We start from the raw sequence: 18209 nt of genomic DNA, 5'->3' as shown, positions 1-18209 counted from the left end.
CAGTGCAGCAACCTCGAAGTCCCCGAAGCTGCGCACTCCACGGGGGCTTGTTCATCAGCGGAGAGGCTGGGCACCGGGCAGTCATCGGCACCTGCCCCCTCGGGGGCGACCGGGCTCGTCCTGCGATCCTCCGGGTCACCGATATGGCGGAGCCGGGAGCGGTGTGAGCGTGCACGGTGGTGTATCGGATGGGTCACTGAAAAGAGCAGGCGCAAGAACCTCGGGTCCCCTGACCCGATCCCTGCCTTATCCCCGCTCGCAAGGTGCACCGCCCGAAGTGGCGAGCATCAAACACCCGGGCCGAAGAGGAGACACCGATGAAGCGACCGATGAACCGTACGGTTTCCACCGCCACCACTCTGTTTCTCACCACAGCGGCCTGTCTGGCCGTGATCGCTCCCACCGCCACCGCAGCCGAAACTGACTACGCCTGCGACGTGATCGCCGTCACTGGGGCAGATCGGGATGAGGGCCTCACAGTTAGCGGCTGGGAATGCGACCCTGTGCCGGGAGGAGATCCTGGTGTCCCCGTGATCGTTGCTGACAATTACAACGAATACGTCTGTGAGCGGGTGTCTCTCCAGGGGAGGAACCTCACTGCTACCGGTTGTCATTAGTAATGAACCGTACTGGTGAGCCGGTGTACCTGGCGGACACTGTCACCGTGTTGCGGAGCGTCGTCGCGGCGGTGCACCGTCGGCCCGATCTGGTCGCGGGCCGGGATGCGGATGTGCACCAGCGGTTTGCGATCAGCTTGCCGACGAGGAAGTGCTGGACCTGTCCCGGTGGTGCTCGACTGACACGCACGTCAGGGCAGATCGAATTCCACCTGAAGGTAACCCTGATGCGCTGCGGGAACCAGACTGTACCGGTGTGCGAACAGTGCCCTGTCCATCGCGGCGGGCCGGTGGTAGCAGCGCACGGAGGAGCGAGCACCGATGATGGCCGCGGTGTCCAGGAACGTCGGCATCTTCAGCAGCACGTACCGCACCGCGATGCGCAGCCGCGCTTCCTCAGTCATCCGGCCGTGCAGACGCTGATGCTTGATCACTTCCCTGGAAGCATCCAGACAAGCCCGTCGGAATGCCGTATCGGTCTCGAACGTTTCCTCGGCCCGTGCCAGCAGTGTCAGATAGGCCGGCTCCTCCCGGATCCGGTTCCAGTCGATGATCAGCGCATCGGTGTCAACCACGCCCAGGGACCGCAGGGCGCGCTTGATCCTGTTGCGCAGCGCGTTGGTCTCCGTGCGGGCCTTTTTCTCCGCGGCCCGCTGTTCGTAGCCCAGGGCGAGAAAGGTGAACCGGGTCGCGTAGTCGGGCAGGAAGACGTGCACGGACTCGAACTCCTGCAGACCCCACTGGAGCATGCGCCGGATGCGGTCCTTGGAAAAGTAGCTGTTGCACGGACTCATGCCGAACAGCGCATGCTCCCGCCGCTCGTACACACGTGAACACTGATCGGTCAGCGGTCGGATCGTGACACCGGGCAGCGGTCCCATAGCCGCCCCTTTCCTGCCGGATTTGCATCCCTTCACCATGATCGTAGGAGGAGCTCGGCCGGCCCGCACAACAGGCCAGCACCACCCCGGCAGTCCGCAAGCCCGGCGCACCACGCCGCCATCACCCGTGCATGCCTTTTTCTTCGGCGAACACGGCGAACGCATCAGTTTCGGCTCTACCCAGACACCCATCTCTGACCGTTGCCGCCCCGAACCGTCAGTAACGTGCCGGCACCTGACACGAAAACGGGCCTTGACCCCTGCTTCACCCTTCGCTTCGACACCTCAGCCGTCGAAGTCCAGGCAGAGGACTTCGACGGCGTCGATCACCTTCGGCTGATCGTCATCCCCGAGCCATAAAGCAGAGCAGCCCGACATGATCGGCCGGACAAGTCCTAGGCGCAGGCCGGGCCGGGCGCGGCGGAAGGCATCGCCCACTCGGTCATTACCTTCGTCGCGCAGGTCTTCACCGAGGTGGAGTGCGGTGAAACCGTCGCCGATGTCCTGCGCCAGTTGGAAGCCGTCGGCTTCGGCCAGGCCCTCGATGCGCACCCGGCGCGCCCGGACCTCGCGTAGTGCGCACCCGGGACGGCGGTGGTGCGCATCGGTGCGCACCACCGCCGGACAGATCCACCGCACCGTGCGCATCACCGCACCGCACCAGGTGTGCGCGCGACGGAGCGGGCCCTCTATCACACACCCCCTTGACCACGGCCTGACGAGCCGCCGGGACGTGTTGTGGCAAGGGGCGTGCTGACCGGCGCCTCCCCGGGCACACCGAACAAGCCCCTCTACACAGACGGCATCTGACCTCCCACGGGCAGCGCTCGTGGGAGGTCAGTCTCCGGTGCGGAAGGTGAATTGCTGGTTGCCCACCAGGCCGCGGACTTGCTCGGCGACCGCCCCGATGCCGAGCATCAGTTCCAGTGCGGTGCGGGCTATCTGCTCCTTCGAGACGGTCTCGGCCGCCAGGGCCAGCATGACGTGCTGCATTTCCTCCTTGAAGACCTCGATGAGGGAGAGTTCCGGTGCCAGGTAGCGCACAGACCCTTCGACGTTGGCGAATGCCTTACCCAGCACGGCGACCGTGGGGCTGGTACGAATGCCCCGTTTGGTGGAGCAGGTCAGGATGCGGGTGAGGGTCAGCCCGAAGTTGAGCTCTTCCAGGGAAGCGTCCGCGATCTGCGGCACCAGGACGGCCATGTCGGAGGCGAAGGCTCCGCCCTGGGCCCAGGGCGTGGCGTGACCCAGCTCGACCCATGCTTTGGCCAGGCAGTGACCGTCGTTCTGGGCGAGTGCCAGGAGGATCAGCATGAGCAGCATGCCGGTTCGTCGGTCGGTTCGCCCCACCATGCCCCAGTCGATCAGGGTGGCTTTCTCCCCGGGCGCCACGAAGACGTTCCCGGGGTGCAGATCGGCGTGGAAGAAGCGGTCGATGAAGAAGCCGCGGAACACGAACGCCAGGAGGTCCTCTCCGATGCCCAGTCGTTCGTCCGTGGAGAAGGCGTCGTGGTCGGCGTGGCGGATGGACTGGCCCGGTGCCAGGCTCTGTACCAGGACCCGGGGGGTGGCAAGAAAGACCTCGGGCACTGCCAGGTGCTTGAAAGACGAGGTGAGCTGGGCGGCCCGGCGCATGTTTCGTGCTTCGGCGGTGAAGTCCAGTTCCGGCCGCATCGCGTCGAAGAGAACATCGAGCATGGCCTCGACGTCGATCACGGCGGTGAAGCGGGGGGCCAGTCGCCCGGTCACGCGCGCCGTCCGGCGCAGGATCGACATGTCCTGGCAAACCGTCTCGCGCACCCCCGGACGCTGGATTTTGACCACGGCGGGCCGTCCGTCCGCCAGGGTGGCACGGTAGACCTGAGCCAGGGATGCCGCGCCCAGTGGTTGCTGGGTGTCGATGTCTCTCAGTTCCCTGGCCCAGTTCGCACCGAGTTCCGCACGCAGTACCGGCTGTAGTTCGGAGAAGGGCAGAACAGCGGCGCTGTCGTGCAGTTTCTCCAGCTCCGGGATCACATAGTCCGGAACGACGTCCGGGCGGGTGGAGAGGATCTGGCCGACTTTGATGTAGAAGGGGCCGAGCTGCTCGAAAGCCCTGCGGACACTCTGAGCGCGCTCAGACTTCTGCTGCGCCTGCTCGTCGAGGGACCCCTTCTTTCCCGGACGGTTGTTGCGCAGGGCCCGGGACAACTCCTCGGCCGCCAGCTGTCCGAACACCCGGGACACCTGGTTCAGACGGCCTCTGCTCACTGTGGTCCCGTCTTGAGGATTGACAGAGCAGCGAAGTGTAGACAGGACCCGGACCTCAGGTGCGCCTCGATTCCTCACCGTTTGAGGATCCGCGTGCGACCGATGTCTCCCGCAGCGCCTCTACGAACGAGTTCAGTTCAGATCTGAGGGCCTGAACGGTCTCTTTGAGATCTTCCTGCTCGGTCTCGCCCCGCCGGCTCTGACGGGGAAGGTCAGCAGCCGCCCTACGCGGGAACCGGTCCCTTTCCCGACCACGCCAGTGATCGTCGTCCCGGTCGTACCAGCGGCCGTCGTCCTCGCGCTGCCGCCAGTGATCGTCGTCCCGGTCGTACCAGCGGCCGTCGTCGTCGCGCCGCCGCCAGCGACCGCCCCTGCGCCTTCCGCCCCTGCGCCTGTCCCATTCGTCGTAGTCGATAATGTCGTCGAACGCCTCTTTGAGGTCATCCGTGATACCACCGAGAAGATCCCTGAAAGTGTCACTCGTGCTTTTACCCATTCGCCTCCGCCTTTCGGGAGTCAATTCGAGGGTTTATCGTCCGCGTTCCAGGTGTAGGACGCATCCGTCGCGGATACCCAGCCAGATGGTGTGGTCGCTTCCCGAGCCGTCGAGCATGGAACGGCCGTACCGGACGTCCGGGCCGTCGGCACGGACGGTGACCCAGACGTTGTCCAACAGCCATGCGTCCCTCGGGATTTGCGCGTTGAGGCGCAGATACACCGGGTGCCGGTCGACGTCGTCGAGGGTGAGTTGCGGCGAGGACGGGTCGTTCGTGGACGGGTGCGTGACCGTGCTGCCACGGCCCAGCCTGAAGGTGTTCCTGTCCCCGCGTCGGAAGTCGTCCTCGTCATAGTTGTCGAGCAGGAATTCGCGTCCCGCGATACCCAGATAGACCAGGGCGTCCGTGCCCGCGTCCGGTTCATCGCCGGTCAGCACTTCGATTTCGATTCCATCGATGTCGGCCACGACATTCCTCACTTCGGCCGAGGCGGATGTTGTTTCAAGCATTCCCAGCCATGCCTGCTAAATTCCTGGGGATGGGTTTTTTCTGCCCAGGAGGCAAAATATTCTTTTATGAATTCAGTCCATGGGAATACGCGGGGCGGTCTCAGCGGACGCGCTCGATCAGGTAGTGCGCCAGAGCAGCCAGTTCCCTCCGGGCGCGGGGGCGGAGTGAGAAGGGTGCCAGGGCTTCCTCCGCACGCGCCAAGGCGGCGTGTCCCTCTCCGAGTGCGAGAGCGGGGCCGCCCGCACTCTCGATCAGCTCGGTGGCCTGCGCCACCTGCGCATCGTCCAGGCTCTCTTGGCCAGCGAACAGATCGGCCAGCCGACGAGCCGACGAGCCGCCTCGCTCCAGGGCCTTGAGTACAGGCAGCGACTTCTTGCGCCGACGCAGATCGCTTCCGACGGGCTTGCCGGTGCGGACCGGTTCTCCCCGGATCCCCAGTACGTCGTCCATGATCTGGAACGCCAGCCCCATCTCGCGACCGGCTGCGTCAAAGGCTTTGACATGCTGCGGTGTGCCACCGGCCAGCAGGGCGCCCAGGCCGGCCGAAAAGCCGAGCAGAGCGCCGGTCTTGTTCATCGCCATGGTCCGGTATTCCGCGGCTGTCACCGCACCGGGACCACGCCATGGACGTTCTTCGAACATCATGTCCTCGGCCTGTCCGTGCATCAGCGCGCGCAGGCAGCCGCACAGCAGGCGCAGGGCCTGCGGAGAGCGGTCCGTGGGGGAGAGGGCCGCGGTCTCCACTGCGAGGGTCAGCAGTACGTCACCGGCCAGGACCGCCGGACCAATGCCGTACGCCTTCCACACGGTGGGGCGGTGCCGCCGTTGTTCGTCGTCGTCCATGATGTCGTCGTGTACGAGGCTGAAGGCATGCACGAGTTCGGCTGCCACTGCGGCCGGCACGGCGTCCCTGCCGCACCCGCCGACGGCCTCCGCGGACAGGATGGCCAGAACCTGCCGGACTCCCTTACCCGTTCCTTCGCGGGCGTCGGGATGCGGGATTCCGTCCGCACCGCACCATCCGAAGGAGTAGCGGACCATCAGGCCGGTCTGCGGATGGAGCTGATCGGCGACCGCCCGCAGCGCTGGATGGACCAGACGACGGCAGCGGTCGATGACCTCGCCGATGCTGCCGTCCTGAACCGTGGACAGAGAATTCATGCGTTCATCCTTTGTCTCGCGCCCCGCCGGCTACGCGATGTCGTCCCACCACCAGGCGATGGACGGGGCGGGCACCGGGTCGCTGCTGCTGTCGGCCGGCGCCTGGGCCCACACCAGCGGCGTTTCGTCGTCAGCGACCAGGCCCGCCTCCGGATCGACGTAGCGCGGCACGCGCAGTCCCCACTCGGCGTTCCCCCGGATGCCGTGGCACAGGCCGAGCAAATAGGTTTTCAGCTCGGCACTCGCTCGCGTCTGTACCTGCTCGTGCAGGTCCAGAAACCGCGTCAGGACGCGGTCGCGCAGGCCGGTAGCTGTCCTGACGGCTTGCGCCAAGGACATGCCCACGCTCTGTGTCAAGACGCTGTAGATGTTCATGTCCTGGCCACTGACGAGTTCTTTGCGTACCGAATGCCGGTCGTTGTCGAGTGCGGCGACGGTGATGGCCATCTCTGTCAGAGCGCGCACCGCCGGCCGGTGCATCTCTGCGGCATCCACCGGGACGCCGGTGGCCAACTCCAGCATGGCGAACGTCGGTTCCCCACCGGAAGCGAGCAGCCTCATGGCCAGGTATTCGTCCAACGGGGGCATACGCCCGTGCGCGCGATTGCCGACCTGCCAGCAGACGCCCGACAGCCATGCACGGTGAGCCGTGGTGAAGCGGCGGAACTGCGTGGCGGTGCCGAAGGAACGGAAACGGCCGGCGATGTCCTGCAGTGGCGGTACGAACCGCTCGCCCTCGTCACGGGCCGATGGCGCCTCCAACGCCCGCTGCACACGCCCGGACAGCACGTTGAACTCCGCAGGCCGCCTACTCAGTGGTCCCTTGTCGCATCGCGCGTCATCGAACGCGAAGCCCCAGTACACCCACAACGCCGTAGCCAGAAGGCGATCATCGTCCGCCGCGGGAGCGAACCTTCCGTAGAAATCCACACTCCGCGAACCGACGACCCGCCAATACTCCTCGTCGGTCGCGCACATACCGGAAGCGCGGATCCATTCCATCGCCCGCTGTTCGATGAGCGGGGTGCGGGGGTGGGAGCGCGACTCCAGCGGACAGTAGAAGGGAGGCAATTCGACATCGATCAGAGAGTCGACCACGGAAGATCCTTCCCGTAGACCGCATGTCCTGCTTCTACAGGCTGGCATCCGATCCGTGCCAGCGGCGATACCTCGAAGAAATAACCCACCTAACAGGTGAAAATCCTGGTAATTCCATCTAATAACCAGATTTCCGCAGTCGGTCCCCGTGGCGAGGACCAGATCATTCGCGTGAACGGCTCTGGCGTGGCATCGGCGGTCTTCTCGCTTCCTCCGGATCAAGCAGATCCAGTATCAGCGAGCTGTTTTCAACCTGGCTGCAGCGCAGAGATGTTGGTGGGAGAGGGCGGTACGGAACAACGAAGCTCCTGGTAGAGGGGTTCTCGACCAAGATCACCCACGTCCGCCAGGAGCTTCGCGTGCTTGTCTACCCGTCCTCGATCGATCTGTCCACCCGCACCCTGAGGTATCTGAGCAGGCAACCCGCTGCCCGCCGGCGGGAGATCGGGACACGGTGGCGCCGTCTGTCGGCCGGCCGCCAGGCCCTGCTGGTCCTGGCCCACCTGCGGTGCGGCGATACGTACGCCCAGCTCGCCGCAGGATTCGGTATCAAAATCGCGACCGTGTTCCGCTACATACGCGAGGCTGTCGAGGTGCTGGCCGTCCTCGCGCCGACACTGGCCGAGGCCATGAAGACAATCCGGACGAAGGCCTTCGTGATCCTGGACGGCACCCTGCTGCCGATCGACCGCATCGCCGCCGACACCCCGTACTACTCCGGGAAGCACAAACGCCACGGCATGAACGTCCAGGTTCTCACCGATCCGTTCGGCCGTCTGCTGTGGGCCTCGCCCGCACTGTCCGGCTCGACCCACGACCTGACCGCCGCACGGGCTCACGGCATCATCGACGCCCTTGCCGACGCGGACGTGAAGTGCTGGGCGGACAAGGCATACCAAGGTGCCGGCCGCCCGGTCCGGGTCCCCTTCCGCGGCCGACGGCTCAAGCGCTGGAAGCGACGGCACAACAGCACTCACGCCAAGATCCGCTGCCTCGGCGAGCAAGCCATGGCCACGCTGAAGGGCTGGCGCCTCCTGCGGAAAATCCGCTGCAGCACCAACCGCATCACCGACATCCTGAAGGCTGTCCTCGCCCTTCACCACGCCTCAACCTGAGGTGGGAAAAGGCTGACGGATGGAGGCGACGGCGAAGGCGGCCGTGTCGTGGTCGGTGCCGACGCTGACCCATCCGGTATTCGCGGCGACGTCGTAGATCCCGTACGGGATCGCCTTACCCGGACCCTGCCGGTCAGGGAAGTCATGGGATTTGACCTGGGCCGGCGCTCCTTTCGGCTGCCACTCACGGCCCCCGTTCTTGTAGCGGCCGACCAACTCCTTCTTCTTGGTGTCCACGCTGATCACCGGGTCGCCAGCGTCTATGTGCTCCTTGGCCTGATCGTTGATGTAGCGGAACTGGGCATCCCGGTCGGGATGCTGAACGCCCTCGGCGGTCTTGGCGTTGGCCTGGAGGCTGAATCCTTCCTCCCGTAGCAGGTCAGCGACGGTATCCGCCGAGACGTGGTGACCCTGCCTGGTGAGCTCGCCAGCGAGCTTGCGCGTGGACTTCGTCGTCCATCGCAGCGGCGACATTGGATCCCCGGGCATATCCGGCTCGACCAGAGCCGACAGCGCGGGTCGCAGTTGCGGATCCACCTCCGCCGCCCGCTTGCGCCCGCCGCCGGGACGGCGGACCCGGCCCAGCGGTTCCGCCCCCGCCTCCAACTCGTCCACGCCTTTGCGGACGGTGGTCTCGCTGACCTCGGCCGCCTGGGCAACGGCCCGGATCCCGCCGTGTCCCAGGAGCCGGGCCTCAGCTCCCATCAGCAGACGCCGCTGCCGCTCGTCCAGATGTGGGAACAACACCTCGACCTTCACCGCAAGTTGACCACGGACCTCGCCAGATATGCGCATACCACACCAACGAGCCGAACCGCGGGAAGCAACACCTTGATGATCGGCAGACCCTTAGCTTGACTCTGTCGGGGATCTTGGAGTTTCCCAGTGCGGCAGCATGATCAACGGGCATGCTCGGGTGGTTCCGCCGACCGATGCAGATGTCGAGGTGCCCGTTGTCCCTTCGCCCCCGTTCCGGTGAGCAAGTCCCGTCTCTGACTGCGCACGTCGCGCGGTCGAGCAACCCGGACGGTACGACGGCGATATGGGTACGCGACCGTCTCGATGGGCTGTGGTGTGACGAGGACTTCGCCGACTGGTACCCGCGTGACGGGCGTCCGGGTCTCTCGCCAGCTCAACTCGCCACCGTCTGCGTACTGCAGTTCCTGCTCGGCCTGTCGGACCGGCAGGCCGCCGAGGCGGTCCGCTGCCGCATCGACTTCAAGTACGCGATGGCCATGGAGCTGGACGATCCCGGCTTTCACCACAGTGTGCTGGCCGATTTCCGCGACCGGCTCGCCGAAGGCGACCGTGCGGACCGGCTTCTCGACCTTGCACTGGCCCGTCTCAAAGAGGCTGGACTGGTACGCGAGCGCACCACGCAGCGCACCGACTCCACCCACGTCCTGGCCGCGGTGCGGGACCTGACCCGACTGGAACTGATCACCGAGGCGGTCCGCGCCGCACTCGAAGAAGTCGCCGCTGTCTCCCCTCATATACTCGACGAGCTGGTCGATGAGGACTGGGGGCGCCGCTACGGCCGGCCGGTCCGCCTGGGCAAGAACCCCACCAAGCCCAAGACCAGAATCCTCGCCACCGGGAACGACGCCGTCCGGCTCCTGGAACACCTCTACCGGCACGGAACAGACCGCACGTCCGGACCGCATGTCCAGGCCCTGCGCCAGATCTTGGTGCAGAACTACCACCGTGACGCCGCAGGACACCTGCGCTGGCGCACCGCCGAGAAGGAAGGCGGGCCCGGATTGCCGCCCTCGTCCCAGGCGGTCGTCTCGCCCTACGACACCTCGGCCCGCTACGCGCGGCACGGGCACATCATCGGCTGGAAGGGGTTCGCCGCTCACCTGACCGAGACCTGTGCTCCCGACGGCGCCAACGTGATCACGGACGTGGCCACCACCGCGGCGACCACTCACGACAGCCAGGTCCTGCCCGGCATCCACACCCGCCTCGCCCGCCGCGAACTCCTGCCCGCCGAGCACCTGGTCGACGGCGGCTACACCTCGCTGCCGCACCTGGAACAAGCCGCCCGTGAACACCAGGTCACCGTCTCCGGGCCCCTGAACAGCAACCCCACCCGGCAGCACCGCCAAAACGCGGGATTCGCCCGGGACGACTTCCACATCGACTACGACCGGCAGCAGGTCACCTGCCCCCAGGGGCAGGTCAGCGCGGGCTGGCACGGCCCCTACCCGACCTCCTCGCCCACGGCGGCACCGTTGATCGTGGCCCGATTCACCAAGAGCCAGTGCCGGCCCTGCCCGGCCCGCACGAAGTGCACCACCACCGCGGACAGCGCCCGCACCGTGGGTTTTCCCCCACGAGAACTCCGCGACCTGCAACTCCGCGTCCGCACCGAGCAACAGACACCCGAGTGGAAGACCCGCTACGCGGTCCGCTCCGGAGTGGAGAGCACGGTCAACGAGTTCGCCCACGGACACGGCATGCGGCGCTGCCGCTACCGCGGACAGAGGAAAGCCCACATCCAGCACGTCCTGACGGCCATCGCCGTCAACATCGAGCGTCTCAGCGGACTGTCACCGGCCGAGGAAGCACCCAGGCCCCGCCGACCGACTGCCTTCCAGAAATACCTCGACCAGCGCGAGCTGCCCCGGCCGAAGTCCTGGCGAACCCTGGACACCTGACCTCGACGACTCCAAGATCCCCGACAGAGTCAAGCTTAGATGACGACAAAACACCCTTGCACTCTCGTTCCGCCCTCTCAGGGCTGGGCTGTCACAGGCGGTGGTGTCCAGCGATTGGTACGGGGGGTGGTGGAGGTGACGCCGTAGTCGCTCTTGAGCTGTTCGGGAATGGCGTACTGCATGACCCGGCCGCGAGTGAGGGAGCTGAGTTCCAGATGGGTGGTGATGTGGCCGAGGCGGTCCAGGGCCCAGGCCCCCAGGGGGGAGCTGTCTTCGATGCGCTCGAGGACTCCGAGCAGGGCGGGGGCGGCTTTGACGGCTGTGTCCCAGCCCGTTCGTGGGACTTCGAGCCAGTCGGCACAGGTGTCACCGATGAGGTAGCGGATCAGCGCGGACACCACCGGGTCGAAGAGGGTTCCGGGGACCACCTCTTCGTATAGGTCGATGAGCTGGCGGGTCAGCCGCGCTCCTTCTTCGGAGGGGCCCATGTGCCGGGTCATGTACAGGTCGGAAAACTGCCGGGCGCTGTCCAGGTCGGCCGGTGCGTCGTCCAGACTGATGCCGAGCATGGAGCCGACGACACGCCAGGCGTAGAAGTAGGACTCAGCCCCATCGACCGACATATGGATGCCTAGGCGGTGCAGGGCGTCCAGGACCTGGATGGAGAACATCATCTGCCCGCCGATCATGTCCTCCTGACAGATCGGTGTGCCGAGGGCGGCTACGTCCCAGCGGTCCTCTTGGCGCAGGTGGTAACGGATGGAGGCGTGTAGCAGACGTACCTTCTGCGCGGCGGGGATGAACCGGCTGCCTGCTTCGAAGGCGTCGGGCTGCATCAGGTAGACGGTGAACTGTCCGGTCTCGGCCATACGTCGGGAGGGGTATTCCAGGGAGTGGCTGGCGCTGAGCAGCTTGGCCACATGCGGAATGGTGTAGCAGGCCGGCATGGCCGCGAAGGACAGAGCGGTGGAGATGTGCACGTTGTTGTCGATGAAGAACAGCCGGGACTTTTCCATCTCGCCCCAGTCCACCCAGGTCGGTGGCGTGCTGGTGGCGTGCAAATATTCGCGGGCCACGTCGGGCAGTCCGTCGGGGAGCTCCTGGCCGACGGTGGAGAAGTAGCGCATGAGGGTGTTGAACTTACCGATCTCGCCACGCTCAAACAGCGTGTTCACCGTCGCGTCAGCGAGTTCGTCCCCCATGTCCCGCAGGGCGTTCATGGACTGGTCGGTGTAAGGCATGGAATCCTTTCGGCGGGTCAGGACTGGCGGGCGGCGGCCGAGGCCACCAGCTGGGACAGTGCGCGGGCTGGGGCGGCTGGTAGGTTCGCGCCGGTGAGGGTGGCCGTCGCGGCGCTTACGCGTTGGCTGATCATTTCCTCGATGCGGTGGGGTGCTCCGGTGCGTTCCACGATCGCCCGCACCTGCAGCAATCCCTCGCTGTCCAGGCCACGTCGGCCGAGTAGGCCGCGCAGTTCTCTGCGCTCGGCGGCAGTGGCGGCCGACCAGGTCTCGGCGAGTAGGGCGGTGGGTCGGTTGCCGATGATGTCGTCCAGGTTCGACTTGCCCGTACGTTCCGGGTCGCCGAAGAGCCCGAGCAGGTCGTCCCGTAGCTGAAACGCCTCGCCGAGGGGCAGCCCGTAAGCGGTAAAAGTCTTCATCAGTGAATCCGGAGCGCCAGCCAGTGCGCCGCCGATGTGCAAGGGATGTTCAACGGTGTACTTGGCTGTCTTGTACCGGATCACTTTCAGGCTGTCGCCCGTGTCGGGCTGGGCCCCCGTACGCAGGATCTCCAGGCACTCGCCGGCGATCAGCTCCCTGGCCATGACCGCCCACAGTCCACGGGCGCGGGCCAGGTAGGCCGCCGGCAGGCCGCAGGAGGTGAACAGCTGCCCGGCCCAGGACATCAGCAGGTCACCGGTCAGCATGGCCAAGGCCTTGCCACCGGCATGAGGGCGCGCACGGCGCGTGAACGCCGCACGCAGAGCTATATGGGCGCTGGGCACGCCGTGCCGCACCGGGCTCTCGTCGATGAGATCGTCATGGACGATGGCTGCGGCGTGCACCAACTCCATCGCGGCGGCAGCTAGCACCAGCGCGTCGCTGTCCGGTTGCCCGCTTGCCCGCCACCCCCAGTAGCAGAAGGCCGCGCGTAGACGTTTGCCACCGGTCACGGCTACGGTCAACTGCTCCACCACCGGCAGCAGATCAGCATCAATGGCGATGAGCTGGTCCGTCTCCTGCCGTGCGAACGTCCGGAGTGCCGCGTCGACGCGCGCTCGGAGTGCGACCTGTTCCTCGGTTTCAAGCATCTGTTTCAGGTGTCACTCTGGTTGAGACGAGCGGCGACCCGCCGGGCAAGCAACTCCATGTGGGGCTCGGGCACGGAGGTATACCGCTGCATTGCCAGTCGCCCGCGTTCCTTCATCTCTGTCTGACCGTCCTGGGCCAGCTCGGCCAGGTCGGACCGGCCCAGCAGTCCCCGCGCTCCCCGCAAGGCCGCCGCGATACCGCTGAGCGCCAGGTCGGCCACTCCGGCAGCAATCAGTACGGCGTCGCTCTCGCGGCCGGCTTTTGCACCGTCATCGGCTTGCGTCACGGCATCCCCTCGTCTGCTGGCCCACAGGAAAACGGGCTGTAGCCGAACGGACTACAGCCCCGGGAGGTTCTGCCCAGTTGGCCGGGACTTCCGCCGCGTGAATCCCCTCTGGGTGATGATCTTCTGCAATGGTGGGCCTGTCAATTGAATGGCACCGCCAACCCTTGAGTGGGTAAAGTCAGTTGGCAGCACTTCTCTTCGCAGGGTCTTTGAGAAGTGATCTTTGGTCCGGGTTTGTCAGCTCAGTTCAAGGGCGTGAGGGGCCCTTGTGGTTGCGACCGGCACGGCGGAGGGCGGCGGTGATGTTGGTGTGGCCGTCCTGGCGGTGGACACCGATGGCAAGGTCGCGTCGGCCGGCCATGATGCGGGGCAGGTCACGGGTGCGGATTCTGCAGGCGTCCTCGTGGGAGGTGCGGTCGCGGACGTGGTGGAGCCGGTTCTCGACGTGCCGGTGCCCGCGGATCCAGCAGCGAATTCGCTACCGGTGGCCGCTCCGGGCGGCAGGTTTGTGACCAGGTGGACCCGCTCGATCGTCAGCTTGCCGGTTCCTATACTCCGTTTCCAGCCCACGACTTGAAGGGCTTGGCGTACGTGGGGATGGCCGATGTGGGCAAATGCAGCGGTCAGCGGGTCGGGCCGGAACCCGAGCAAGGCCAGTACGCATTGAGGTGCGTCGGTGACCCACTCGCCGATCACCGGCATCGAGACGGCGCCGGACGGAACGGTGGCCGCCGCTGCGACAAGCCGGGCCGTTCACGTGTGCCGGATGCCATGACGGAACTGCGGATCAGGCACTTCGACCAGATAACTTCGCAGTTCAGTGACCGTTTCCAACGCGTCTGGACTGAGGGGGTCCCCCAGTTCCCGCAAGGATGAGGGCATACGGAAAGATGAGCTCGCAGGCGTGGACTCGGCTCAGTGCTCATACGGACTCGACACCCGCATGATCACCAACGGCCATGCCTGTTCTGCGCTCGGGCAACCACTGGCCACAGAAACCGACAAATCGCCACATGTGACACCCGGCAGGCGAACCACTCACCTCGCCACTGCTCAAAGAGCCTGCTCCTTTTCATACGGTCCTATTTGCAGGTGGGTGGTCTTACCAACGTCCGGAAAGCCGTACGATCCTCGGCGTGAGCGGATGCGATTCTTCCCTGCGCCCCAGCAGACGCCGGACAGCCTGGTGGGCGACTCGGCCTGCCGGGGTAACGGCGGGAACTTTTCTACTCTGCTTCTTCCTTGTTGGCGCGTCAGGCAAGGCCGTTGACGCAGACCCCGGAAACGGCCGTGCCGGTGTCCCGCTGCGAATATGTCTCCAGCTTGAACTGCCCAGGTTGCTCGGCACGGTGGGGGACCTCGTATCCTCGCTGCACCTGCCGCTGAGCGGGCCGCCCACGCACCACCCGGGCTGCCCCAGACCGACACCACCTCCGCACTGCCCCTCTCCGTCACCGTCGCCGCCCCCTCCTGCGCCGTCGCCGTCGCCGCCCCCTCCCGCGCCTCCCGCGCCTCCCGCGCCGTCACCGTCGCCGCCCCCTCCCGCGCCTCCTGCGCCGTCACCGTCGCCGCCCCCTCCCGCACCGTCTCCTCCTGCGCCTCCTTCCACTGCGGTGCCGCCCTCCCCCGTAACACCGGTCCCCACGCCCAGCACAGGCCGCCCGCCTACCCGCCCGCCCACAACGCCGGCTCCGCTCGTACCGCTGCCATCCGCCTCAGCCAAGACGGCCGCACCGACCACACGCACTACGGCGTCAGCACCCGCAGTTGAAAAGACCAGGTTTCCGCGGTCGACAAAGACATACTCCGTCCCCGGCCGCCATGCGTTTTCTTCTCCCGAGAGCCAAGCACCGTCCATGGTCACCACGATGTTGGTGATCACCGTTCCAGCGCTGTTCGCCGCCGTCGCTCTGCGCCCACGTTCACGTTCACGTTCATCTCGCGGCACCGGACGCTCCTGACCCGGCCGGGTCTTTTGCACGTGTCGCATTTCATCGGTCAAGACCTTCACTGGAGTTTTCCATGTCGGAATGGGTGGCACTCGCCATCGCCATGGCGGCTGCGTGCGTCATGGTCATCGCGGTCGTGGTGCTGCGGCAGCGACGGGTGGGGGAGGATGAGGACCCCTCCGAGACGCCGGATGTCATCGAGTACATGACGATGATGATCGGTGTGATCTACGCGATTGTCCTCGGCCTCGCCATCGCGGGCGTGTGGGAGGCCAGGAACACCGCGCAGGACAACGCGTTCAACGAGGCTCAGGCGCTCCACGAAATGAGCGCACGTGCGCAGGTCTACCCGCCGGCGGTGCGTGATCGCGTCCGGGCTGACATCGACGCCTATGTCTCGTACGTCGTCAACACCGAGTGGACGCACATGCGGGAGCACGAGTCCCTTTCCCCGCGTGGGACGGAACTGCTCGAACAGGTGCGCCGCGACATAACGAACCGCGTGCCGCAGGGTGAACTTGAGAGCCAGACGTACCAGTCCATGGTCGATCTGGTCGCCGCGGCCGACGAGTCCCGTAACATCCGTGGGCAGAACATGGGGCCGACGATGCCCGGCCTGGTGTGGTTCGGCCTGATAGTGGGTGCCGTGGTCACTGTGGGCATGATGTTCACGCTGCAGATCCGCCGGTCTGCGCGGGAGCTGCTGTTGGCCGGAGCGTTCAGCGCGCTGATCGCCTTTCTGCTGTTCCTGATCTGGGACTTCGATGATCCGTTCGGCCGGGGACTAGGTGTCACCACCCAACCGTTCCTCGACCTTTTCTCACCGCTCGACCCACCCTGCTGACCCACTCGTCCGAAGGGCGCTGTCAAGTCAGCTAGGGCCTGCTGCACCGCATGTGCCGACCGTATCGTGGAGCGTTCGTTTTGCGTACCAATGCGTACGGATGGCATTCGGGGTGCAGTGCGCCTCCCCTCGCTGGCTCACGGCGCTCGGGGTTACCGCAACCAGGTGGGAACCTGCTCTGCCCGGCTACCGCGATCACCGCGTTGCCCCGTGCGGCGTCCAGCACCGCGGTGGCGAAGCTGTGCCAGAAGGCGTGCGGTACCATCCGGCCGATCTCCACACGGGCTGCGGCCCGGCGCAGCATGCCACGGGCCGCGGCGGTGGTCTACGGCTGCCCGCGGAAGGGGCCGTGCAGGCTGACCAGGAGCATGCCGTGAACGGACTGGGCGGGATACTGGGTGGTGAGGCACTGTCACGTTGGCTGGCGGGGTGGAATGATCTTCGGGTTGATCATGGTGGAGGGGGTTGTCCGTGGGCAGTATGCCGCCGTCGCACAAAGGGGCACCGGTTCCCGGTGGAGGTGATCTCCCACTGCGTGTGGCTGTACTTCCGCTTCTCGTTGTCATTTCCGTGAGGTGGCGGAGCTGATGCTGCAGCGCGGCGTCGTCGTGTCCCACGAGACGATTTGCTGGTGGTGTCCGAAGTTCGGGCAGTCCTACGCCAACGCGCTGCGCCGCCGGCGTGCGAGGCCCGGGGGACAAGTGGCACCTGGACGAGGTCTCTCCTACGGTCAACGGCGAGCGGAAGTACCTCCGGCGCGCGGTCGACCAGGACGGCAACGTGCTGGACGTCCTCGTCCAGAGCCGGCGCAACAAGGCCGCGGCCAGGCGCTTCTTTCGTCGGCTCCTCCGAGGAACCGGGGCCGTGCCGCGGGTGATCGTCACGGACAAGCTTCGTTCCTGCCGCGCGGCCCACCGCGAGGTGATGCCCTCGGTCGAGCACCGCTCCCACAAAGGCCCGAACAAACGGGCCGAGAACTCCCACCAGCCGACGAGGCAGCGCGAACGGGCGATGAAGGGCTTCCGCAGTACCGGCGGGGCACAGCGGTTCCTGTCCGCCTTCAGCGGTATCTCGCCCCACTTCCGGCCCCGCCGCCACTTGATGACCGCCTCCGGCCACCGCGCCGAGACGACCGTCCGCTTCGCGATCTGGAAGCAGGTCACCGGCGCTGCCCACCTGCCCACCACGGCCTGAAGACAGGCCCGGGCCGCAGGCCCACCATGCCCCGACGCACCGTCAGGCAGTCACGCACCCAACAACGTGACAACGCCCGCCGCCATGTTGCGCATGGCAATCCAGGAGTGGGACGAGCGGCACAACACTGCCGGCGACCTGCAGGCCACCCGCTGAGAGCGCAGCTGTCCTCTGGCTTCGTTCACTCTTCGAACAGCAGCGTTTGTTCACCGGTTGCAGCAGTTGGTGAGCTTGAGGCTCATGGATGTTCACGAGGAATAGCAGCAAGTCCATGGGACGGTCCGCCGCCTGCGAGATGTCTGTTTCTGAACCTATGGCACAGGATGGCTCGGCAGCCCGATCAGGCGAAGCGCGGGCCACGTTGGTGGCCACCAACGTGAGACCGATCACCGATCAAGGAATCGCGCAACGCGCGAGGGTGTCGCTGCGTGCCCGTCAGGCGTCGAAACGGCCGCGTGCACTCTCGATGTGACCGAGGTGCTGGTGGGTCCAGCCGCATATGGCGTTGACCGCGGTGCGCAGGGCCCGGCCCGGCCCGGTGAGGGTGTACTCGACCCGCGGCGGCACGGTGGGATACACCTTCCGGTCGGCCAGGCCATTGCGCTCCAGCATGCGCAGGTTCTGGGTGAGCATCTTGTGGCTGATGCCCTCGACATCGTTTCGCAACTCGCTGAAGCGCAGGGTGCGCTCGCCGAGCGTCTCGATGATCAGGAGCGCCCATTTGTTGGCGACGTCGGAGAAGATCTCCCGCGCCAGGGAGTCTGCGCGCCGCAGGTCGGCGTCCTCGGGCAGGCCCTTGAGTAGTTGCTTGGTCACCATCAGGTTCCTCAGTCAC

General features: G+C 66.1%; 15 protein-coding genes and 2 pseudogenes. 5 read left to right on the top strand and 12 right to left on the bottom strand.

Features of this window, described 5'->3' with window-relative positions; genetic code table 11:
• The first annotated feature begins 317 nt into the window (after positions 1–317).
• The gene (locus tag BN1555_RS38680; RefSeq protein ID WP_141662987.1) at positions 318–617 is read left to right on the top strand and encodes a hypothetical protein; all 300 of its coding nucleotides are present in this window, start codon (positions 318–320) and stop codon (positions 615–617) included.
• 191 nt (positions 618–808) lie between these two features.
• On the opposite strand, the gene BN1555_RS36645 is transcribed toward BN1555_RS38680, so the two are convergent.
• From BN1555_RS36645 to BN1555_RS36615, 7 genes are all read right to left on the bottom strand, one after another.
• Entirely contained in the window at positions 809–1498 is a 690-nt protein-coding gene (locus BN1555_RS36645) for a tRNA-dependent cyclodipeptide synthase (protein ID WP_176710374.1), read from the bottom strand.
• Between the two features lie 285 nt (positions 1499–1783).
• Complete coding sequence (locus BN1555_RS36640) at positions 1784–2146, bottom strand: hypothetical protein (RefSeq protein WP_141662986.1); 363 nt, start codon at positions 2144–2146, stop codon at positions 1784–1786.
• Between the two features lie 189 nt (positions 2147–2335).
• Complete coding sequence (locus BN1555_RS36635; protein ID WP_255306558.1) at positions 2336–3715, bottom strand: ABC1 kinase family protein; 1380 nt, start codon at positions 3713–3715, stop codon at positions 2336–2338.
• An 88-nt stretch (positions 3716–3803) separates the two neighbouring features.
• Entirely contained in the window at positions 3804–4244 is a 441-nt protein-coding gene (locus BN1555_RS36630; RefSeq protein WP_176710373.1) for a hypothetical protein, read from the bottom strand.
• Between the two features lie 33 nt (positions 4245–4277).
• A complete protein-coding gene (locus BN1555_RS36625; RefSeq protein WP_093804239.1) occupies positions 4278–4712 on the bottom strand; it encodes a hypothetical protein in 435 nt (144 codons plus the stop codon).
• 142 nt (positions 4713–4854) lie between these two features.
• Positions 4855–5916, bottom strand: a complete 1062-nt coding sequence (locus BN1555_RS36620) for a polyprenyl synthetase family protein (RefSeq protein WP_093804238.1) — start codon at positions 5914–5916, stop codon at positions 4855–4857.
• Positions 5917–5946: 30 nt separating this feature from the next.
• Positions 5947–7014, bottom strand: a complete 1068-nt coding sequence (locus BN1555_RS36615; RefSeq protein ID WP_218058278.1) for a terpene synthase family protein — start codon at positions 7012–7014, stop codon at positions 5947–5949.
• Positions 7015–7373: 359 nt separating this feature from the next.
• On the opposite strand from BN1555_RS36615, the gene BN1555_RS36610 reads away from it, so the two are divergent.
• On the top strand, positions 7374–8129 hold the full coding sequence (locus BN1555_RS36610; RefSeq protein WP_093804237.1) for a transposase family protein: 756 nt from the start codon (positions 7374–7376) through the stop codon (positions 8127–8129).
• Between the two features lie 12 nt (positions 8130–8141).
• On the opposite strand, the pseudogene BN1555_RS36605 reads toward BN1555_RS36610, so the two are convergent.
• Positions 8142–8924: pseudogene (locus tag BN1555_RS36605) on the bottom strand (ISAzo13 family transposase); the annotation flags it as partial.
• 158 nt (positions 8925–9082) lie between these two features.
• Here BN1555_RS36605 and BN1555_RS36600 point away from each other — a divergent pair.
• Positions 9083–10789 (top strand): IS1182 family transposase, encoded by a 1707-nt coding sequence (locus BN1555_RS36600; RefSeq protein ID WP_255306557.1) that lies wholly within the window; start codon positions 9083–9085, stop codon positions 10787–10789.
• A gap of 77 nt (positions 10790–10866) precedes the next feature.
• On the opposite strand, the gene BN1555_RS36595 is transcribed toward BN1555_RS36600, so the two are convergent.
• From BN1555_RS36595 to BN1555_RS36585, 3 genes are read right to left on the bottom strand one after another with little or no spacing between them, the layout of a single operon-like run.
• Positions 10867–12030, bottom strand: coding sequence for an oxygenase MpaB family protein (locus tag BN1555_RS36595; RefSeq protein WP_093804236.1), 1164 nt, complete (start codon positions 12028–12030; stop codon positions 10867–10869).
• 17 nt (positions 12031–12047) lie between these two features.
• A complete protein-coding gene (locus tag BN1555_RS36590; protein ID WP_093804235.1) occupies positions 12048–13100 on the bottom strand; it encodes a polyprenyl synthetase family protein in 1053 nt (350 codons plus the stop codon).
• Between the two features lie 5 nt (positions 13101–13105).
• Complete coding sequence (locus BN1555_RS36585; RefSeq protein ID WP_093804234.1) at positions 13106–13387, bottom strand: hypothetical protein; 282 nt, start codon at positions 13385–13387, stop codon at positions 13106–13108.
• Between the two features lie 2022 nt (positions 13388–15409).
• On the opposite strand from BN1555_RS36585, the gene BN1555_RS36570 reads away from it, so the two are divergent.
• A complete protein-coding gene (locus BN1555_RS36570; RefSeq protein WP_093804233.1) occupies positions 15410–16180 on the top strand; it encodes a bestrophin-like domain in 771 nt (256 codons plus the stop codon).
• A 514-nt stretch (positions 16181–16694) separates the two neighbouring features.
• Positions 16695–17374: pseudogene (locus BN1555_RS36565) on the top strand (IS6 family transposase).
• 435 nt (positions 17375–17809) lie between these two features.
• Here the strand turns inward: BN1555_RS36565 and BN1555_RS36560 are convergent.
• Positions 17810–18193 (bottom strand): winged helix-turn-helix transcriptional regulator, encoded by a 384-nt coding sequence (locus tag BN1555_RS36560; protein WP_093804232.1) that lies wholly within the window; start codon positions 18191–18193, stop codon positions 17810–17812.
• Between the last annotated feature and the right edge of the window lie 16 nt (positions 18194–18209).

This window comes from Streptomyces sp. Wb2n-11 (genome assembly GCF_001049855.1).
Taxonomy (GTDB): domain Bacteria; phylum Actinomycetota; class Actinomycetes; order Streptomycetales; family Streptomycetaceae; genus Streptomyces; species Streptomyces altiplanensis.
Note: the sequence above shows the minus strand (reverse complement) of the source record. Positions and strands in the feature narration are given on the sequence as shown.